At 39.0% G+C, this 15,180-nt stretch carries 9 protein-coding genes; 4 read left to right on the forward strand and 5 right to left on the reverse strand.

What is annotated here, in order from left to right:
* Positions 1-225 precede the first annotated feature (225 nt).
* Positions 226-2,505, reverse strand: a complete 2,280-nt coding sequence (locus tag ACZ5A8_RS11125) for a tetratricopeptide repeat protein (RefSeq protein WP_464533952.1) — start codon at positions 2,503-2,505, stop codon at positions 226-228.
* Between the two features lie 109 nt (positions 2,506-2,614).
* On the opposite strand from ACZ5A8_RS11125, the gene ACZ5A8_RS11130 reads away from it, so the two are divergent.
* Positions 2,615-3,826 carry an ISAzo13 family transposase gene (locus ACZ5A8_RS11130; RefSeq protein WP_464529477.1) on the forward strand — a complete coding sequence of 404 codons (1,212 nt, stop codon included), beginning with the start codon at positions 2,615-2,617 and terminating at the stop codon, positions 3,824-3,826.
* A gap of 676 nt (positions 3,827-4,502) precedes the next feature.
* Here the strand turns inward: ACZ5A8_RS11130 and ACZ5A8_RS11135 are convergent.
* On the reverse strand, positions 4,503-6,329 hold the full coding sequence (locus ACZ5A8_RS11135) for a hypothetical protein (RefSeq protein WP_464533953.1): 1,827 nt from the start codon (positions 6,327-6,329) through the stop codon (positions 4,503-4,505).
* A gap of 212 nt (positions 6,330-6,541) precedes the next feature.
* Between ACZ5A8_RS11135 and ACZ5A8_RS11140 the strand changes: the two genes are divergently transcribed.
* Entirely contained in the window at positions 6,542-7,693 is a 1,152-nt protein-coding gene (locus tag ACZ5A8_RS11140; RefSeq protein WP_464530343.1) for an ISH3 family transposase, read from the forward strand.
* A gap of 31 nt (positions 7,694-7,724) precedes the next feature.
* On the opposite strand, the gene ACZ5A8_RS11145 is transcribed toward ACZ5A8_RS11140, so the two are convergent.
* Together ACZ5A8_RS11145 and ACZ5A8_RS11150 are read right to left on the reverse strand one after the other, a co-directional pair.
* Complete coding sequence (locus tag ACZ5A8_RS11145) at positions 7,725-8,345, reverse strand: hypothetical protein (RefSeq protein ID WP_464533954.1); 621 nt, start codon at positions 8,343-8,345, stop codon at positions 7,725-7,727.
* A gap of 956 nt (positions 8,346-9,301) precedes the next feature.
* Positions 9,302-9,640: a hypothetical protein gene (locus ACZ5A8_RS11150; protein WP_464533956.1), complete on the reverse strand. Its 339-nt coding sequence runs from the start codon at positions 9,638-9,640 to the stop codon at positions 9,302-9,304.
* Positions 9,641-10,067: 427 nt separating this feature from the next.
* Here ACZ5A8_RS11150 and ACZ5A8_RS11155 point away from each other — a divergent pair, with 427 nt between their 5' ends.
* A complete protein-coding gene (locus ACZ5A8_RS11155; RefSeq protein WP_464533957.1) occupies positions 10,068-11,207 on the forward strand; it encodes a C45 family autoproteolytic acyltransferase/hydolase in 1,140 nt (379 codons plus the stop codon).
* Positions 11,208-12,084: 877 nt separating this feature from the next.
* Here the strand turns inward: ACZ5A8_RS11155 and ACZ5A8_RS11160 are convergent.
* Positions 12,085-12,528 carry a Fur family transcriptional regulator gene (locus ACZ5A8_RS11160; RefSeq protein ID WP_464533958.1) on the reverse strand — a complete coding sequence of 148 codons (444 nt, stop codon included), beginning with the start codon at positions 12,526-12,528 and terminating at the stop codon, positions 12,085-12,087.
* Between the two features lie 453 nt (positions 12,529-12,981).
* On the opposite strand from ACZ5A8_RS11160, the gene katG reads away from it, so the two are divergent.
* On the forward strand, positions 12,982-15,177 hold the full coding sequence (gene katG, locus ACZ5A8_RS11165; RefSeq protein ID WP_464533960.1) for a catalase/peroxidase HPI: 2,196 nt from the start codon (positions 12,982-12,984) through the stop codon (positions 15,175-15,177).
* Positions 15,178-15,180: the final 3 nt, after the last annotated feature.

Below are 15,180 nucleotides of genomic sequence, written 5' to 3' on the forward strand. Positions count from 1 at the left end.
AAATAAGGTATTGTCCTAATTTAAACAGCTGAATGTGGAACCTTCCAGAATATATTTGGTCCATCTGGCTACGAGCGATGGCCCTGGCCTTTGTACGTGGCTTCTAGGTATATGTGCGTGGGTAGGTATGTGAAGTCCATTACATGAAGCAAAACGCCAAAAGTGATAAGCCTTTTACCCTAAACAGCCACGCCATGGAGAGGGTTAAAACTTGGGAGATTAAGTTTATGGCATATTTATTAACATTAGTGCTTCCTCACAAGTATTAATAAGTATAGGGTCCTCCGTCTCTTTTCCAATTTCAATTGCTTCCTCAATACACTCAATTGCTTTTTTTAATTTATCAATATCCGAATAAGTTAGACCAAGGGTTAGAAGATTACGTGCTTCTTCGTGCTTATCCCCTGTTTCCCTTGCAATAACTAAAGCCTTCTTACTATATTCGATTACTTTTTCAAAATTCCCGTCACAAGAGTGCGCGACAGCAAGGTGTCCAAGTGCATCTCCTTCATCACTCTTGTTACCTTTTTCCCTTGCGATAAGTAAGGAGCGTTCGCAGTAGTGGATTCCTTTTTTTACTTCCCCAGTTGAGGTATAGGCAAAACCGATGCTTCTAAGAATTTTTCCTTCTTCATGTTTGTTACCTACTTTTCTCACAATAGTTAAAGCCTGATTATAATGTTCAAGCGCCTTTTTTGTCTCACCAAGCTGTAAACAGGTATCCCCAATATTGCACAAGTTCTTTTCTTCCATAAGCAAGTCTCCAGTTTTTTTTGCAATAACCGAAACTTGCTCGAAATATTCAATTGCTTTTTTCGCGTTCCCAAGACGCAGGTATGAATTCCCGATATTTATAAGGTTGTGACCTTCTCCTTGTTTGTCCCCAATTTTTTTTGTAATAACCAAAGCCTGCTCATTATATTCGATTGCTTTTTCAGTGTAACCAAGGTGTTGATATGCAGTTCCAATATTTCCAAGATAAAATCTTTCTGCATATACATCCTCTATTTCTTTTGCGATAGCTAAAGCCTGATAACAATATTCAAGCGTCTTTTTCGCATCACTACGCTGTAAATAGGCAGCTCCAATATTTCCAAGATCTGCAGCTTCCCCTTTTTTGTCTCCGATCTCTCTCGAAATGGCTAAGGCTTTTTCATGATATTCAATTGCTTTATCACAATTACCAAGTCGTAAATGGACACTTCCAAGGTCTCCAAGGTATGTTTCTTCCCCTTTCTTATATCCCAGTTCTTGTGTAATATCCAAAGCCTGCTCTAAATATTCAAGCGCCTTTACTGCATCACCAAGCTGTAAATAGACCATTCCAATATTACCAAGATTCCTTCCTTCGGACTTCCGGTCTCTGATAACTTTTGAAACAGCTAAAGCATTTTCGTGATATTCCAGTGCTTTTTTTGCATTTCCAATATTGCAATATGCTAGACCCAGCTGGTCAAGACGTCTCCCAACTCCATTTATATGCCCATATTTTCTTGCGATAGATAGAGACTGTTCGAGATATTTAATTGCTTTTTCAATTTCTCCAAGTTCCTTATAGGCAAGGCCGAGATTTCCAATAACCCAGCCATGAAGTGCTTTATCACTTAACAATTTTTCAGTTCCAAAGTGATTATTGGGCAAAATTTTCTCATAAATTTCAATTAGCGTTCTGTAACTTTTCGAATCTTCGAGGTAGTTGTGAAGTTTTAGGTCAAAAACGACATATGCAGCCAAATCATATTCTTTTGCCATGCATGCATGATAATGTGCTTCAATTAAAGTCTGAACATCTTCTTTTTTTGTAATATAGGATGGGAGGGGAATAGAGACATAGTATTCATAAGCGATTCTATTACGCTCGACCCTATCAGATAACCTATTCCCAGCATATTTACTAATCAATGATTCTTCCCAGTAATTGTTCCCAGTTTTTTGTAAAAGGGATTTACGAATTAATTTTAATGCAATTTTATTTACCCTTGGTTCGTTCCAATTTGGATCATTAGCTATTTCAAAAACTGCTTTTGCTGGCACTGGCTGACGGAAAAGAGACACATATTGCAGGAGCTTACGTTCTTCCTCGGAAAGTCTCTCATTATATACTTTATTTAAAATATGCTCTGCTACTTCTCCTTCTTCACCAATCCAGATTGAATCATCGTTTAGGAGAGTTGAAAGAGTATCTTCTCCAGACCTTACAAGTTGAGCTAGAAGGAGGAGGGCAAGAGGATGACCACCTGATAACTCTATGGCCTTTGTTAACTCTTCATCAGGTTCTTCTAGACCTTCTCGTCTTAGTAGATTGATTCCAGCTAATACATCAAGTCCCCTTACTTGATAAGAGTGTAATCTAATCCCGCGTTCGCTTGAGACAGATTCCCAGCTGGTAAACAGAATTTTGCTTTTAATACTATTTTCATTTGCTTTTTCTATTAAATCAGAAAAACTAGCTTCTAAAGGTTTGTTATTCACAGGATCAAGGAGAATTTCAAAATTATCGAACACTAAAAAATATGGTGCTTCATTTAGGAATAACAAATATATAATTTAAAGTATTTTTATTGTCATATAATATTGATTAAAATCTGTTAGAAATGACAAGGAATTTACTTTAATGCTGCACACAAAATATTCTGAAAAAATTGAAAAACAGATGAAAGCGTTTTATAACACTTTAAATGAGAAAGATCGAAGAAGATATGCAGCCATAGAAGCAATGAAATTAGGACATGGGGGACAAAACTACATAAGTAGTGTTCTAGGCTGTCATTTTCAAACTGTTATGGCTGGAATTAATGAAATCACTAATGGTATAGAAAAACCAGGTAACAGGATTCGAAAGTCTGGCGGAGGAAAAAAGAAAATCATCGATACATTTGAAAATATTGATGAAGTTTTCTTTGACATTCTAAAACATCATACGGCTGGAAGCCCTACGGATAAAGAAATAAAATGGACGAATCTGAGTCTCAAGGGCATTTCAAAGGCTTTTGAAGCAAAAGGCATGAACATAAGTCCACATGTAGTAAAGCAGCTCTTAAAGAAACATGGTTTTGTAAAGAGAAAAATGCAAAAATCTGTCACTATGAAAGACTGTAAAGGCAGAAATGAGCAGTTTGAGAAGATTAACAAGCTCAAAGAAGAGTACGTAAAAAGCGAGAATCCGATAATCAGTATAGACGTAAAAAAAGAAGTCATCGGTAATTTCTACCGTGACGGTAAAATCTACTGTACCCAGACAGTAAAGGTATATGACCACGATTTCAATACATTTTCAGATGGTTTTGTAATTCCACATGGTATTTATGACCTGAAACGTAACGAAGGATACATCACTTTAGGAACCAGTAAAGATACAAGTGAGTTTTGTTGTGACTGCATTAAATACTGGTGGGAAAAATACGGTAAGGAAAACTATCCTAAGGCAAATAGCATTTTAACCTTAGCAGATGGTGGTGGAAGCAACTCAAGCAGGCATTATATTTTCAAGGAAGATCTGCAAAAGCTGGTAAATGAAATTGGGATTGAAATCAGAATGGCTCACTATCCACCATATACTTCGAAATACAATCCAATAGAACACAGGTTATTCTGTCATGTTACAAGTGCCTGCAAAGGTACTGTTTTCAGCACTATTGATGTTGTTAAAAGCCTTGTTGATAGGACGTATACATGCACAGGATTGAATGTGTTTTCAACCATCAAAAATAAAGTTTATGCTACGGGAAGAAAAGTAAGTGAAAACTTTAAGGAAAAAATGAAAATTGTCTTTGATGATTATTTGGGAAAATGGAATTATACAGCTATTCCAGAAGTTAAAACTTGAAGTTATTTTTCAATCATTCCTTAGTAAATTACTTTGGGCATTCACAGTTTCTATAATTTCTGTGACGTTGAAGTGCATAACAGTAAAATAACGTTAGTCAATTAATACTTTTTTATTTTTAAACGTTTTGGTAGTGTCCGTGAGTCACTGAAAACAGTAAGTACAAGAAGCTCTCTGCATTTTACTTTAATGCAGGGATAGTACTCGTTTTTTCAGAATTTATCAATAACTTACGGACACGGCCAACGTTTTATCCATTGATTTAATACTCGATTTTTTGCAGTGATAGAAATAAAGGTAAAAGACTAAAGAATCTTTTTCTTTTGACTTTAATTTGGCGTGCTGTTCTTTAAATCTTCATGCGTTATTCTCCCTACTCCGCACACGCCGGATAGTCTCACCGGCAACTTTAAGCTAGTTAGAGCCAGATAGCGCCCTTCGGGCGCATGGCAGATTAACAAGCATAAAGAGCCGGTTCGACATGGAGCTGGCAGGATGCGGAGTGAGCTCCGAGAAGGGAAAATGACACCCATAAAAGAAGTTAAACAAGGACGGTAGGCGGTGAAGTTCCCAGGGAAGCTGGATTAAGAAGAGATTTAGCCAGGGAAACATATTCCTTTATACCGATATAGCGAATATTAGCAATTCGTCTGTATGAGCATTAATAAGGGGTTACTTACGTCCAAAGTTCATTCAATGATTCAAGTAAATCCAAAAATTCATTTACACATCTTCTTTGGGTACTTGGTTTAATGGTCTTTGATGGATATTTATTAGAAAATGCGTTTGCAAATACAGCATATAAAGATGTTCTAAGATCATCTTTTTCATTTTCTGAACTATAGTTAAGTACATGACTCAATTCTTTGAAGGAATATACCTCTTTTGACTCTAAATATATTTTAATCTCTTTTTTCAGTTCATCACTTTGCAAAAATCTACGTTCTTGTTGAGTAAGACTCTTTTGCATATCTGTTGACAAGTACTCAAAAATTTTTAGTTGATCAATAACATCTAAAATATTTATTGTGCTATCAAGAGTGGAAACTGCAAGTTTTTGTTCATCTTCAAGATAACCAGAACCAGAAGCTAAAGACGCAATGCAAGATGCAATGTCCAGATTTATTAACTGAAGCTTACAAGTCTTTTCAATTTCCTTATCTAAAATTCCAAAACTGTATTCTGAAGGACTAATTCTCAATACTATAAAACCTATATCTTTCCATTTAGTTTCATCAGTTAGATCTTTAGTCTCTTTCTCTAATAACTTTTCAATATCAGTAGTAATATCGTTAGCGAAAGTTGAAAACTCAATATCTTTATGCAAAATACCAATTCTAGTAGAGTTAGAATATTTAGTAAAATCATACTTTGGAATATGTGAACCGTCTTTTAAATCATAATACAGTGAAATGTGGTTTTCTTCTTCAAAATTATTAATATCTTCCTTGTTTTTAAAACTGCTAATTAGCAGATTTTCCACTACTTTGTCTATGAACTTCCCTTGTGATGAATTTGTAAGAATGAAATATACCGTAAAAAGACCTGCATCTACAGCTCTATCTAAAGTATTTATATTTACCTTCATAAAAATGTTCGTAAATGCTCTCTTAAATGCCTCAAATTTTTCTTTATTTTTTATTCTTTTAGATAAATCTTCGATCATTTTTTGCGTTATTATTTGACTCGATTCATGCCATTCACCTCGAGACAATGAGAGTTCCATATATCTAAAAATCTCTTTTTCTGCGTTATCATTTTCAATTTTCTCTTTAATCTCAGATGGTTTCTCTGCTTTAAATATATCTGACAGAGTGAAAGATTCATTTGTAGCTGCTTTCTGTTCACGCAGCTTATGATAAGCCATCAAAATGTATATGGAATTATGATTTTCAGCTGCTTTCTTGCATACTGTATCCCTAAATTTGATGTCAGGATTTAGAACAATTGCCATTAATGCAACTACATAAGCTTCTTTAATAATTTCATCTGAATCTAAATTTAACGATCTAAGGAGTTCTTTTGAAAAAATGCCAACAAAATTAGTTTCAAAATCTTTTTCAAAATCTGTCTTATTGATAATATTCTCGCAGTTTAATTGATTTCTCAAAGGAACCTTTTCTTCAACTAGTTTTTTGAAATAATTCTGGAGGGAACTGCATAAACGTAGATATAAAGATACATTGTCTTTTATCAAAATCAAGTCAAAATTTTGAGTTATTAGTAGAATATTTTCTAGGGTTTCTTCGCTAAATTTGGATTCATTTGAATCTAATTTTTTTGCAAAATCTAGTTTATCTAAGTTAAATAATTTGTTTGCAAGATAATGTACTTTATTAGGATCCTGCCGGACAGATTTCCATAATTTTTCAGTTTTCTTATCTTCATTATAGCAGTACACAAATAGATTCATTAATTGGATGTCTAAGCAGGTTTTTTCACACACATACTCGATAATTGAGTCGCTCAGAATTTCATCATTTGAACGCTTTTTTTCAATCATTGGTTTTTTCGCTAAAATGGTTAGTTCATTGCTTTGTGCTTTCAGCCCAAAATAAGTAGTTACTATTTTTAGTTTGTGGCATTCCAGATACCACTTCTCTTGGAATTTATGTAGATCATCAATTTCTTTACAAGTTCAGTACTTCGCTAATTTTGATTTCCTCATTACGGAAGCTTCTCGATACCTTTATATGTAATGAAAAATGCCTCTCTATGTCTTTTTTCACAAATAAGTTCAGAAATAGGTTTAAAATCGAATTAAAGTCAAAGTACTGTATTGATTCTGTATTACAACCTCTCACATCTCATGTAATCCTCAAGATCAATGGTTCACTTACAAGTGAAGACATTATTCGTACTGTTGTGAGTTTGGCAGTCGATAAGAGTTCAGTCCATTCTGTCTCAAAACAGTATTCTGCTGTTGCTTGTGAAACATCTTTACGTTACCATCTTAAGAAACTAAACATGGACGAATTGATCCTATCCAATGAAAAGATTCTTCTTCAAAATCCCCTAAAAACTCTCAAAACAGGTAAGAGCTATGAGTTTGCCATTGATTTAACCAACGATCCTTATTACGGGAAAACAGATTCGTCTAACGAGAAATATGTAATTCGTAGCCAAGCTAAAAAGTCAACAAACTCTTTTTACTCATATATCTCCCTCTACATCACTAACAAGAACGAAAGGTTTACTGTATCTGTTCTTCCTGTAGAAAAGAAAAAACCAATGGTTGAATACCTCTCCTATTTTCTCTATCTCATCAAAAGACTGAATTTTAAAATCAAGGTTCTCTGCCTTGATAGAGAGTTTTATTCTATAGATGTGTTTGAATTTTTGCAAAGTAATGGTGTTCCTCACATAGTTCCTGTTGTCAAGAAAGGAGAGAAGATGAAGCAACTTATGAATGGGAATAAGGCTCGAAGTACACAATATGTCATGAAGAATTCTAAGAAAAAGATTCTTTTAGACATTATCATTGATGTTAAGTATCTGAAAGGAAAGAGAGGTAAAAAGGGATGTGAGAACCTTGGTTTTGTTGTTTTTGGAGTTAAATGGTCTCCAAGAAAGGTCAGTACAGTTTACAGAAGAAGATTTGCTATTGAATCGTCATACAGGATGAGGAATGTGGTTAGACCAAAGACATCATCTAAAAACGCAACTATAAGGTACTTTTATGCATTGGTATCCTTTCTACTAAAAAATATATGGCTATACATTCAGAATAAACATTTTACTATTGTCAAAAGAGGACCTCAGGTCATAGATGAGGATAAGTTCAGATTTGAAGTATTTATACTTATTATTAAGGAATGGATAAGAAGAAAGTTAAGAGTGAGGACAACAGTGTGGTGTTTGAGATAAATGAAGGTAGAGTAAAAGTGGAGGAAAGATTTTAGCGAACTACTGAAGTTGGAATTAGATTGCGAACTATTTCATTTGTGTCTGCAAGTGAACTTTTGAATCCAGTAAAAATTTTGCTTATTTCCCCAATATCAGAGTCAATGGAACATTTCGTGTCATCTAGTTCTTTTATACCAGTATCAGTTTTATCATAATTGTTTTCATGGAATTTTTCAAATCCAGTATTAAAATTAGCTTTAGAATTCCAGACAGCAAAATGAATTGATACAATTTGAAGAATAAAAACAACGAACATTATGCCTGTTTTATAATATAAGGAAGATTGCTGATCCGCAAATCCCCAATCATATCCTAAAACAGCTATAGCTACGAAGAATCCAATGGTTATTACTCCAATAATCAATGTAAACAGTCTGCGGGTAAAAGAGTTTATATGATTATCAAACCAGTTTTTATATCCATCAACATGTACTTTACTCAAATTGAGATATCGATTCAAATAACTGTTTATTTTTGATGGGATGGATTTGTCTAACTTGGTAAGTTTAGCTTGATTTTCACTCCAATTGGTTTCAAACTTTTTGTCATTATCTTCAAGTACGAGAATAACTTTTTGATTAAACTCTTCACTTAAACTCGTATCATTTTCCATTGGACATCAGACTTCAATTTTAATAAAGAAGTCCTAAAGTTAATTAACATTTTGATTTATGTAAATATCAAAAGTAATAAATAATATCAAGCTCGGTTGTCAAATTCCTTTCTAATCTTTTCTGCTTCCTATTCAGCATATTGTTTTCGAAGGAAGTGACATTGAGAATTGGCACTTTTCCTCTTCTGGTTTGCGCTTATTATGTGTATCTGAAACACGCTCTTTTAACTTCTGTGTAGACCATCAATATTTGCATCTGAGCTTTTGAGTTTTTCAAGTAGATCAACAGGACTCTTACGATAATCCAAACCAGCGGAAACAGACACAACAAGCCCTCAGATATCGTTTCAACGTTATTCGATGTATGCCGAGCTCAATGTGACTTCTCAGGGTGAAACCCTTGAAGAAGCCGAGAAAAAAATATTAAAGAAGCTATAGAACTGTACACTGAGAGCTTCGGGACTGAAGACCTACCGCAACAGGTTTCCAAACCTTATCTGACCCTTGTGGAAATCGCCCATATCTAAATTACCAGTTGTATTCGGAAAAATCAAATTTCTTTTTAAAATTCATCTGAAAACTTCCCTCCACGCCCGCATGCTCGCGAAGTGAGCAAATATCGGGCGGTCACTGAAAACAGAAGAAAAGGATTAAAGAAGGTAAAATAACGCTTGCATTTTGTGCTTATAAGAAAAGCCCAAAGAACCAAATCTGACTGGATACCCGGACATATAGATTTATAGTACTGTTACAGCATGTCACTTTTGACTTTTTGGGAAGGTTCTTAGAGCCTATCCGGCTTGCAAGCATTTTTTAAGCTCCCGCACATTCTTCTTTTTTGCTTCTATTTCAGACTTTAAAAAAATAGTAATGGTAATCTACGGGATCTGAGATAAATTTCGGTAAGCTCCAAAGTTGTTAAGGAGGGTAAATTCGTCAACTAGACAGAGCCATTTTTAAGTTTTAATTTCTTGATTTTTTTCTTGTACTTCTTCGGGAAGCCTATAGACCCCATCCGGACATTTCACTATGCTAATTTCCCAGTCCTCTATGCTTCCACCATTTTCTTCAACTTTTTCCTTTACCGCCCGCGAAATTTTAATTATTGTAAAATCATTGTATTGTGGTTTGATCCGAACTATAATATTCTCTAAATTATTCTCATATTCTCTCTCAACCCACTTTTTAGCATCTGTTATAACCTCAGCCTCATCTTTTCCCGGTCTATAGATTGCATATCCTGTTGCAACTGCTATGTATATTTCTTCTGCTTCTGGTTTCGCTTCATTATGCATATTTATTTTTTGATTATTTCTTAGCGTGGATTTTATCGGAAATGTTGGCGGTACCTCAGCTACACTGCCCAGGTCAGATAATCAACAATTTTGAGATGATGTACTGAACTTTAAAATATTTTAAATTTAACATCACTTATTTTATGTTATAATCGGTTCTATTTTGTTACATATTATGCAATATGTAGGGAAATTAATTTTAAAAAAATTTAAACTAATATTAGGAATTTGTTTCCCGAAAAATAAGATCTTCCGCTAACTTATGGTAGATTTTCGTATAAAATTCTTTCTAAAAAAAATAATTATCTAGGAATTATATACTAGCTACGAATATGCTGGATTGTCATATCTAGAACGTATCCTATCAGCGGCAAAAAATCAGATATAATAAGGCTGTAAATCCGGAAGGAAAAAGGAGGAAACAGTGATGAAATTAACGACCGCACATTATCTGAACCATTCAGGTACAAATTACGAAATAGGCCAGCATCTAGGGAAATGGATTTTAGCGACGCCAGAAGCCGCAAGGAGACTGCAAGCGCCGCCAGGTATGTTTCCCGTTAGAACACAGGAAAAAACCGCCGCAATATTTGAAATGTTTGATCAGTATTGTCCCGGTATCAATGAAGAGATAAAGGGTTTTGCCGATACGGTCGGCGTTGACCCGGCGCAGGTGTTGTTCTATTCCATAAGCTTCTTTGCGCACGGATGTAATGTGATGGCGCTGAGGCCAGAGAAGAACCTGGAAGGACATACTATTTTGGCTTACACCTACGATTTTACCGACATATTGGAGGAGATGTGCCTGGCGACTACTTCCGTTACCGGTAAATATAGCCATACAGGTTCTCAATGCAATATATTCGGGCGGGCCAATGGCATAAATGAACATGGATTAGCTCTCTGTCAATCGTCCAATGGTATACCCGTGACGCCTATTGAAGGTTTAGGGATGGACCCTCAACTTACTGGCCTGAATTTCTGGTGCGTTATCCGTGCTTTGCTGGAAAACTGTAAAAATATCTCAGAAGCTTTGGAATATCTGGAAAAGATGCCTATTTCCTATAATATGAATTTGATGGTGGGAGATGCATCCGGTGATATTGCGCTATTTGAGAATCTCCACGGATTTAAGGCATATAAGATTATAACCGCCTCAGATCCCGAGGGATTCCTCTGCGCCAGTAATCATGTCGTTTTACCCGAAATGTTAGCACAGGAAAATGGCCGCTGGAAGGGTTCGGTAAAACGTTTTGGGGTAATCCGGAACACTTTTACTGCCAAACAGAAAATCTCCAAGGAAGATATCAGGCAACTGATTTCAACCAGCTATCCCCAGGGCCTTTGCACCCATTTTTATGATCCGCAGAATATGTTTGGAATGTTATATGGAGGCATCTTTGACATTGAGGAAAAGGCCATAGACATTACTTTTGGCACGCCACAGCATAATCCGTGGAGAAAATTTAACGAGGGGGTAATGGATACAGATCAGGTTTTCAAGGTTTCCTTGCCTTATGAGCAGCCGCCAAAGGACTTTTTTGAAATGATGGAGGAGATAATCTGAATAGTTAAACCGGAATGGAGTATTTCTGCAGAGATATTATTATAAAAACCCAAAACTACGGACTTTTTCCAATATCGGAAGACATCAAGCAAAGTACCTATGTGTTTCTTATCGTTTTTTGCATTTACCCCGTGTTTATCGAAGGAAATAAGTATATTCCTATATGCTTTAGAATGATCGAGAAAACAAGCGCACAGGCATTTCTGGAATATTTGTCCGGAATGGACAATTTTATTTGTAAAAAGATAAAAACTTTTATAATGTTGGCCCCGGCAGACTTCTTGGATCCTTTTTGACTTTTTTGACTGTTTTAATACTACTGAGATGTGTCAACCTGCAACATGTTTTAGTGTTTTTTTTGCTGGTCCTTCTTTTTTGTTAGCGACCGCACGATATCTGCCCACTATATGGGCATTCGGGCGTTGAGGAAGATATCTATTTGATCGCAGAGTCACACAAATTATAAATGATTTAATTCAAGACAGCCTCTTAGAGCATCATTACTTCTATTTCAAACTTTAAAAAAACGGTATTATGTAATCTACGGGATCTGGGATAAATTTTCGGTAAGCTCCAAAGTTGTTCAGGAGGGCAAAACCCATCAACTGCACAGAGCTCCTTCAGGCATGTTTTCACACAATCTCTATCTTTATGCTAACATTTTAGTAATCTCTTTTTCATAATTCTTTTTTAATAAGACCCGTTCGCGTCACCCGAAAGAGTATGCGAACGGGAACCACGCGAAGAGCTATTGCAAAAATGACAAATCCGGTTTACAGAATCAATCGGGGTTTACAGAAATTCCAGAACACAACACAAAAATCTCTTCAAAGTTTAAGAAACCGGATGGACTTACTGTTGTAAGACCTGAAGATTTTCAGGGTTTTGTTTTCCGTCTGCAGTCGCTGCAGATGCCAAATATGTTAAAATTCCATTCTCCAGCAGAAAAATTTGCTTCATTTGACATCCGATCCACAATTTCAGAAATCATGGGGTCTGTGCAGTCATTGATGATTTTGCACTGGAGGCAAACCAGATGCGCATGTAGCTCCATATTGGGATCAAATCTAGCCTGATCTTTCTCTAAATTCAATTCCTGGATCAAACCTGCCTCTTTCAAGATTTGAACTGTTTTATAAATTGTTGCAAGACTGACTGTTGGATAGACCTTCTTGACTTCGCTATAAATTCTCTGAGCCGTTGGATGTGTATGATTGTGGAGAACAAATTGACCGATCGCTATTCTCTGGGGCGTAGCCTTGTATCCTTTTCCGCGGAGAGCTTTGATTATGGATGAGTTTGAGTCCTGAAGGCTATTCATAACTCATTATTATGTAATAATCAATCTTAAATAGATATCTGTTTTATATAATTAAATATTGAACTGGAATAAGTTCTTCAAGGATTGTAAACTATCAGTAATGATTAAAGGGGGAAAATATAGCCAGAATCGAAGTTTTAATACCTTAAGCAACGAACTTACAGGATTGGAAAGGTAAATTCAACAAGAGGATGACGGTTTGGGAGAATAGCGGATGGACTTTACATGAGTTGTATTATGATGAAGCCTATTAAGAGGCTTATGTCGTTCATACCTTAAAAGATGACAAATTGGACATGGCAAAACAGCATGTAAGAATTTCAAGCTCATGGAAAGCGGACCGAAACTAAGCCCCTGGCAGTCGTCACTCAATTCTCCCAAAAGGAGACAAGATTGAAGAGATTGCATACTGGAGATTTGGTCTTGAATTTTTAGTCAATGGTAGGTAAAGTTATGACTGACGACAGAAAGAACCCTGTAACGGACAGAGCAAACAAACAAGAAACCGGTAGAGGCATGTCGAACCGCGACTGGTGGCCGAACCAGTTGAGGATCGAGATCCTGCACCAGCATTCCTCCAGATCCAACCCGATGGGTGAGGACTTCAACTACGCAAAAGAGTTCAAGAGCCTCGACATGGCGGCTGTGAAGAGAGATCTCGCGGCGCTGATGACCGATTCGCAGCACTGGTGGCCGGCGGACTTCGGTCACTATGGCCCTCTGTTCATTCGCATGGCGTGGCACAGCGCCGGCACCTACCGCGCCAGTGACGGCCGCGGCGGCGGCGGGAGGGGCCAGCAGCGCTTTGCGCCGCTCAACAGTTGGCCGGACAACTGCAACCTGGACAAGGCGCGTCGCTTGCTCTGGCCGATCAAGCAGAAATATGGTCAGAAGATTTCATGGGCTGACCTCATGATTCTTGCAGGCAACGTCGCCCTGGAAACGATGGGATTCAAAACGTTTGGTTTCGGAGGCGGTCGCGAGGACGTCTGGGAGCCGGATCAGGACGTCTATTGGGGCTCTGAGGACACGTGGCTGGGTGATAAACGCTACTCCGGCGACCAAGACCTCGAAAATCCGCTCGCTGCCGTGCAGATGGGGCTGATCTATGTCAATCCGGAAGGCCCGAACGGCAACCCGGATCCGATCGCGGCGGCCAAGGATATCCGCGAGGTTTTCGCTCGCATGTCCATGAACGACGAGGAGACCGTTGCGCTCATCGCTGGCGGTCACGCCTTTGGCAAAACCCACGGTGCCGGCCCTGCGTCCCATGTCGGGCCTGAGCCAGAAGCGGCCAATATCGAGGAGCAAGGCCTCGGTTGGAAGTGCAGCTTCGGCACCGGCAAAGGCTGTGACACGATCACCAGCGGCCTGGAGGTCACCTGGACCAACACGTCAACGAAGTGGAGCAACAACTTCTTCAGGATCCTGTTTGGCTACGAGTGGGAATTGACGAAGAGTCCGGCCGGTGCACATCAGTGGCAACCGAAAGATGGCGCAGGTGCCGGCACGATTCCAGATGCACACGACCCGTCCAAGCGTCACGCGCCAAGCATGCTGACCACTGACCTTTCCTTGAGGTTCGACCCCGCCTACGAAAAGATTTCAAGGCGCTTCTACGAAAACCCGGATCAATTAGCGGACGCATTTGCTCGCGCGTGGTTCAAGCTGACGCACCGCGACATGGGTCCGCGCGCAAGCTATCTCGGCCCGGAAGTTCCTGCCGAAGAGCTCATCTGGCAAGACCCCATCCCCTCGGTCAATCACGAGTTGATCGATGAGAAGGACATTGCCTCCCTCAAGGACAGGATCCTTACCTCAGGGCTGTCGATCTCGCAACTGGTTTCGATCGCCTGGGCGTCGGCGTCCACCTTCCGTGGCTCCGACAAGCGTGGCGGTGCGAACGGTGCACGAATTCGCCTCGCGCCGCAGAAGGATTGGGAAGTCAACCAGCCGGCCGAACTGGCGAAAGTGCTGAACATTCTCGAAGGTATCCAGAACGAGTTCAACAGCGCATCCTCTGGCGGCAAGACAGTCTCGCTTGCTGACCTGATCGTTTTGGCTGGTTGTGCAGGCGTCGAGCAGGCTGCGAAGAATGCTGGTCACGATGTAACGGTTCCCTTCTCGCCGGGGCGCATGGATGCATTGCAGGAGCAGACCGATGTTGTCTCCTTCGCCTTCCTCGAACCGATCGCGGACGGCTTCCGCAATTACCTCAAGGCACAGTACGCCGTACCGGCCGAGGAGTTGCTTGTTGACAAAGCGCAATTGCTGACGCTGACCGCACCAGAGATGACGGTGCTCGTTGGCGGCATGCGCGTGCTGAAAACCAACTTCGGACAGACCCAGCACGGCGTTTTTACCCAGAAGCCGGAAGCGCTAACCAACGACTTCTTCGTGAACCTGCTCGACATGGGCACGGAGTGGAAGGCGGTATCGGACGCCAAGGACATATTTGAAGGGTGTGATCGCAAGACTGGCGAAGTCAAGTGGACCGGCACGCGTGTCGATCTCATCTTCGGTTCGAACTCCCAGCTCCGGGCTCTGGCCGAGGTCTACGGAAGCGCGGATGCGCAGAAGAAGTTTGTCCAGGACTTCGTGGCGGCCTGGACCAAAGTAATGAACCTTGATCGCTTCGACCTCGCCTGACCG

This window comes from Methanosarcina subterranea (assembly GCF_055385895.1).

Excerpts from the sequence above, each read along its gene's own strand:
- ACZ5A8_RS11130 (WP_464529477.1), top strand. The coding sequence starts at position 2,615 with ATGCTGCACACAAAATATTCTGAAAAAATTGAAAAACAGATGAAAGCG.
- ACZ5A8_RS11135 (WP_464533953.1), bottom strand. The coding sequence starts at position 6,329 with ATGATTGAAAAAAAGCGTTCAAATGATGAAATTCTGAGCGACTCAATT.
- ACZ5A8_RS11140 (WP_464530343.1), top strand. The coding sequence starts at position 6,542 with ATGTCTTTTTTCACAAATAAGTTCAGAAATAGGTTTAAAATCGAATTA.
- ACZ5A8_RS11145 (WP_464533954.1), bottom strand. The coding sequence starts at position 8,345 with ATGGAAAATGATACGAGTTTAAGTGAAGAGTTTAATCAAAAAGTTATT.
- ACZ5A8_RS11150 (WP_464533956.1), bottom strand. The coding sequence starts at position 9,640 with ATGCATAATGAAGCGAAACCAGAAGCAGAAGAAATATACATAGCAGTT.
- ACZ5A8_RS11155 (WP_464533957.1), top strand. The coding sequence starts at position 10,068 with ATGAAATTAACGACCGCACATTATCTGAACCATTCAGGTACAAATTAC.
- ACZ5A8_RS11160 (WP_464533958.1), bottom strand. The coding sequence starts at position 12,528 with ATGAATAGCCTTCAGGACTCAAACTCATCCATAATCAAAGCTCTCCGC.
- katG (WP_464533960.1), top strand. The coding sequence starts at position 12,982 with ATGACTGACGACAGAAAGAACCCTGTAACGGACAGAGCAAACAAACAA.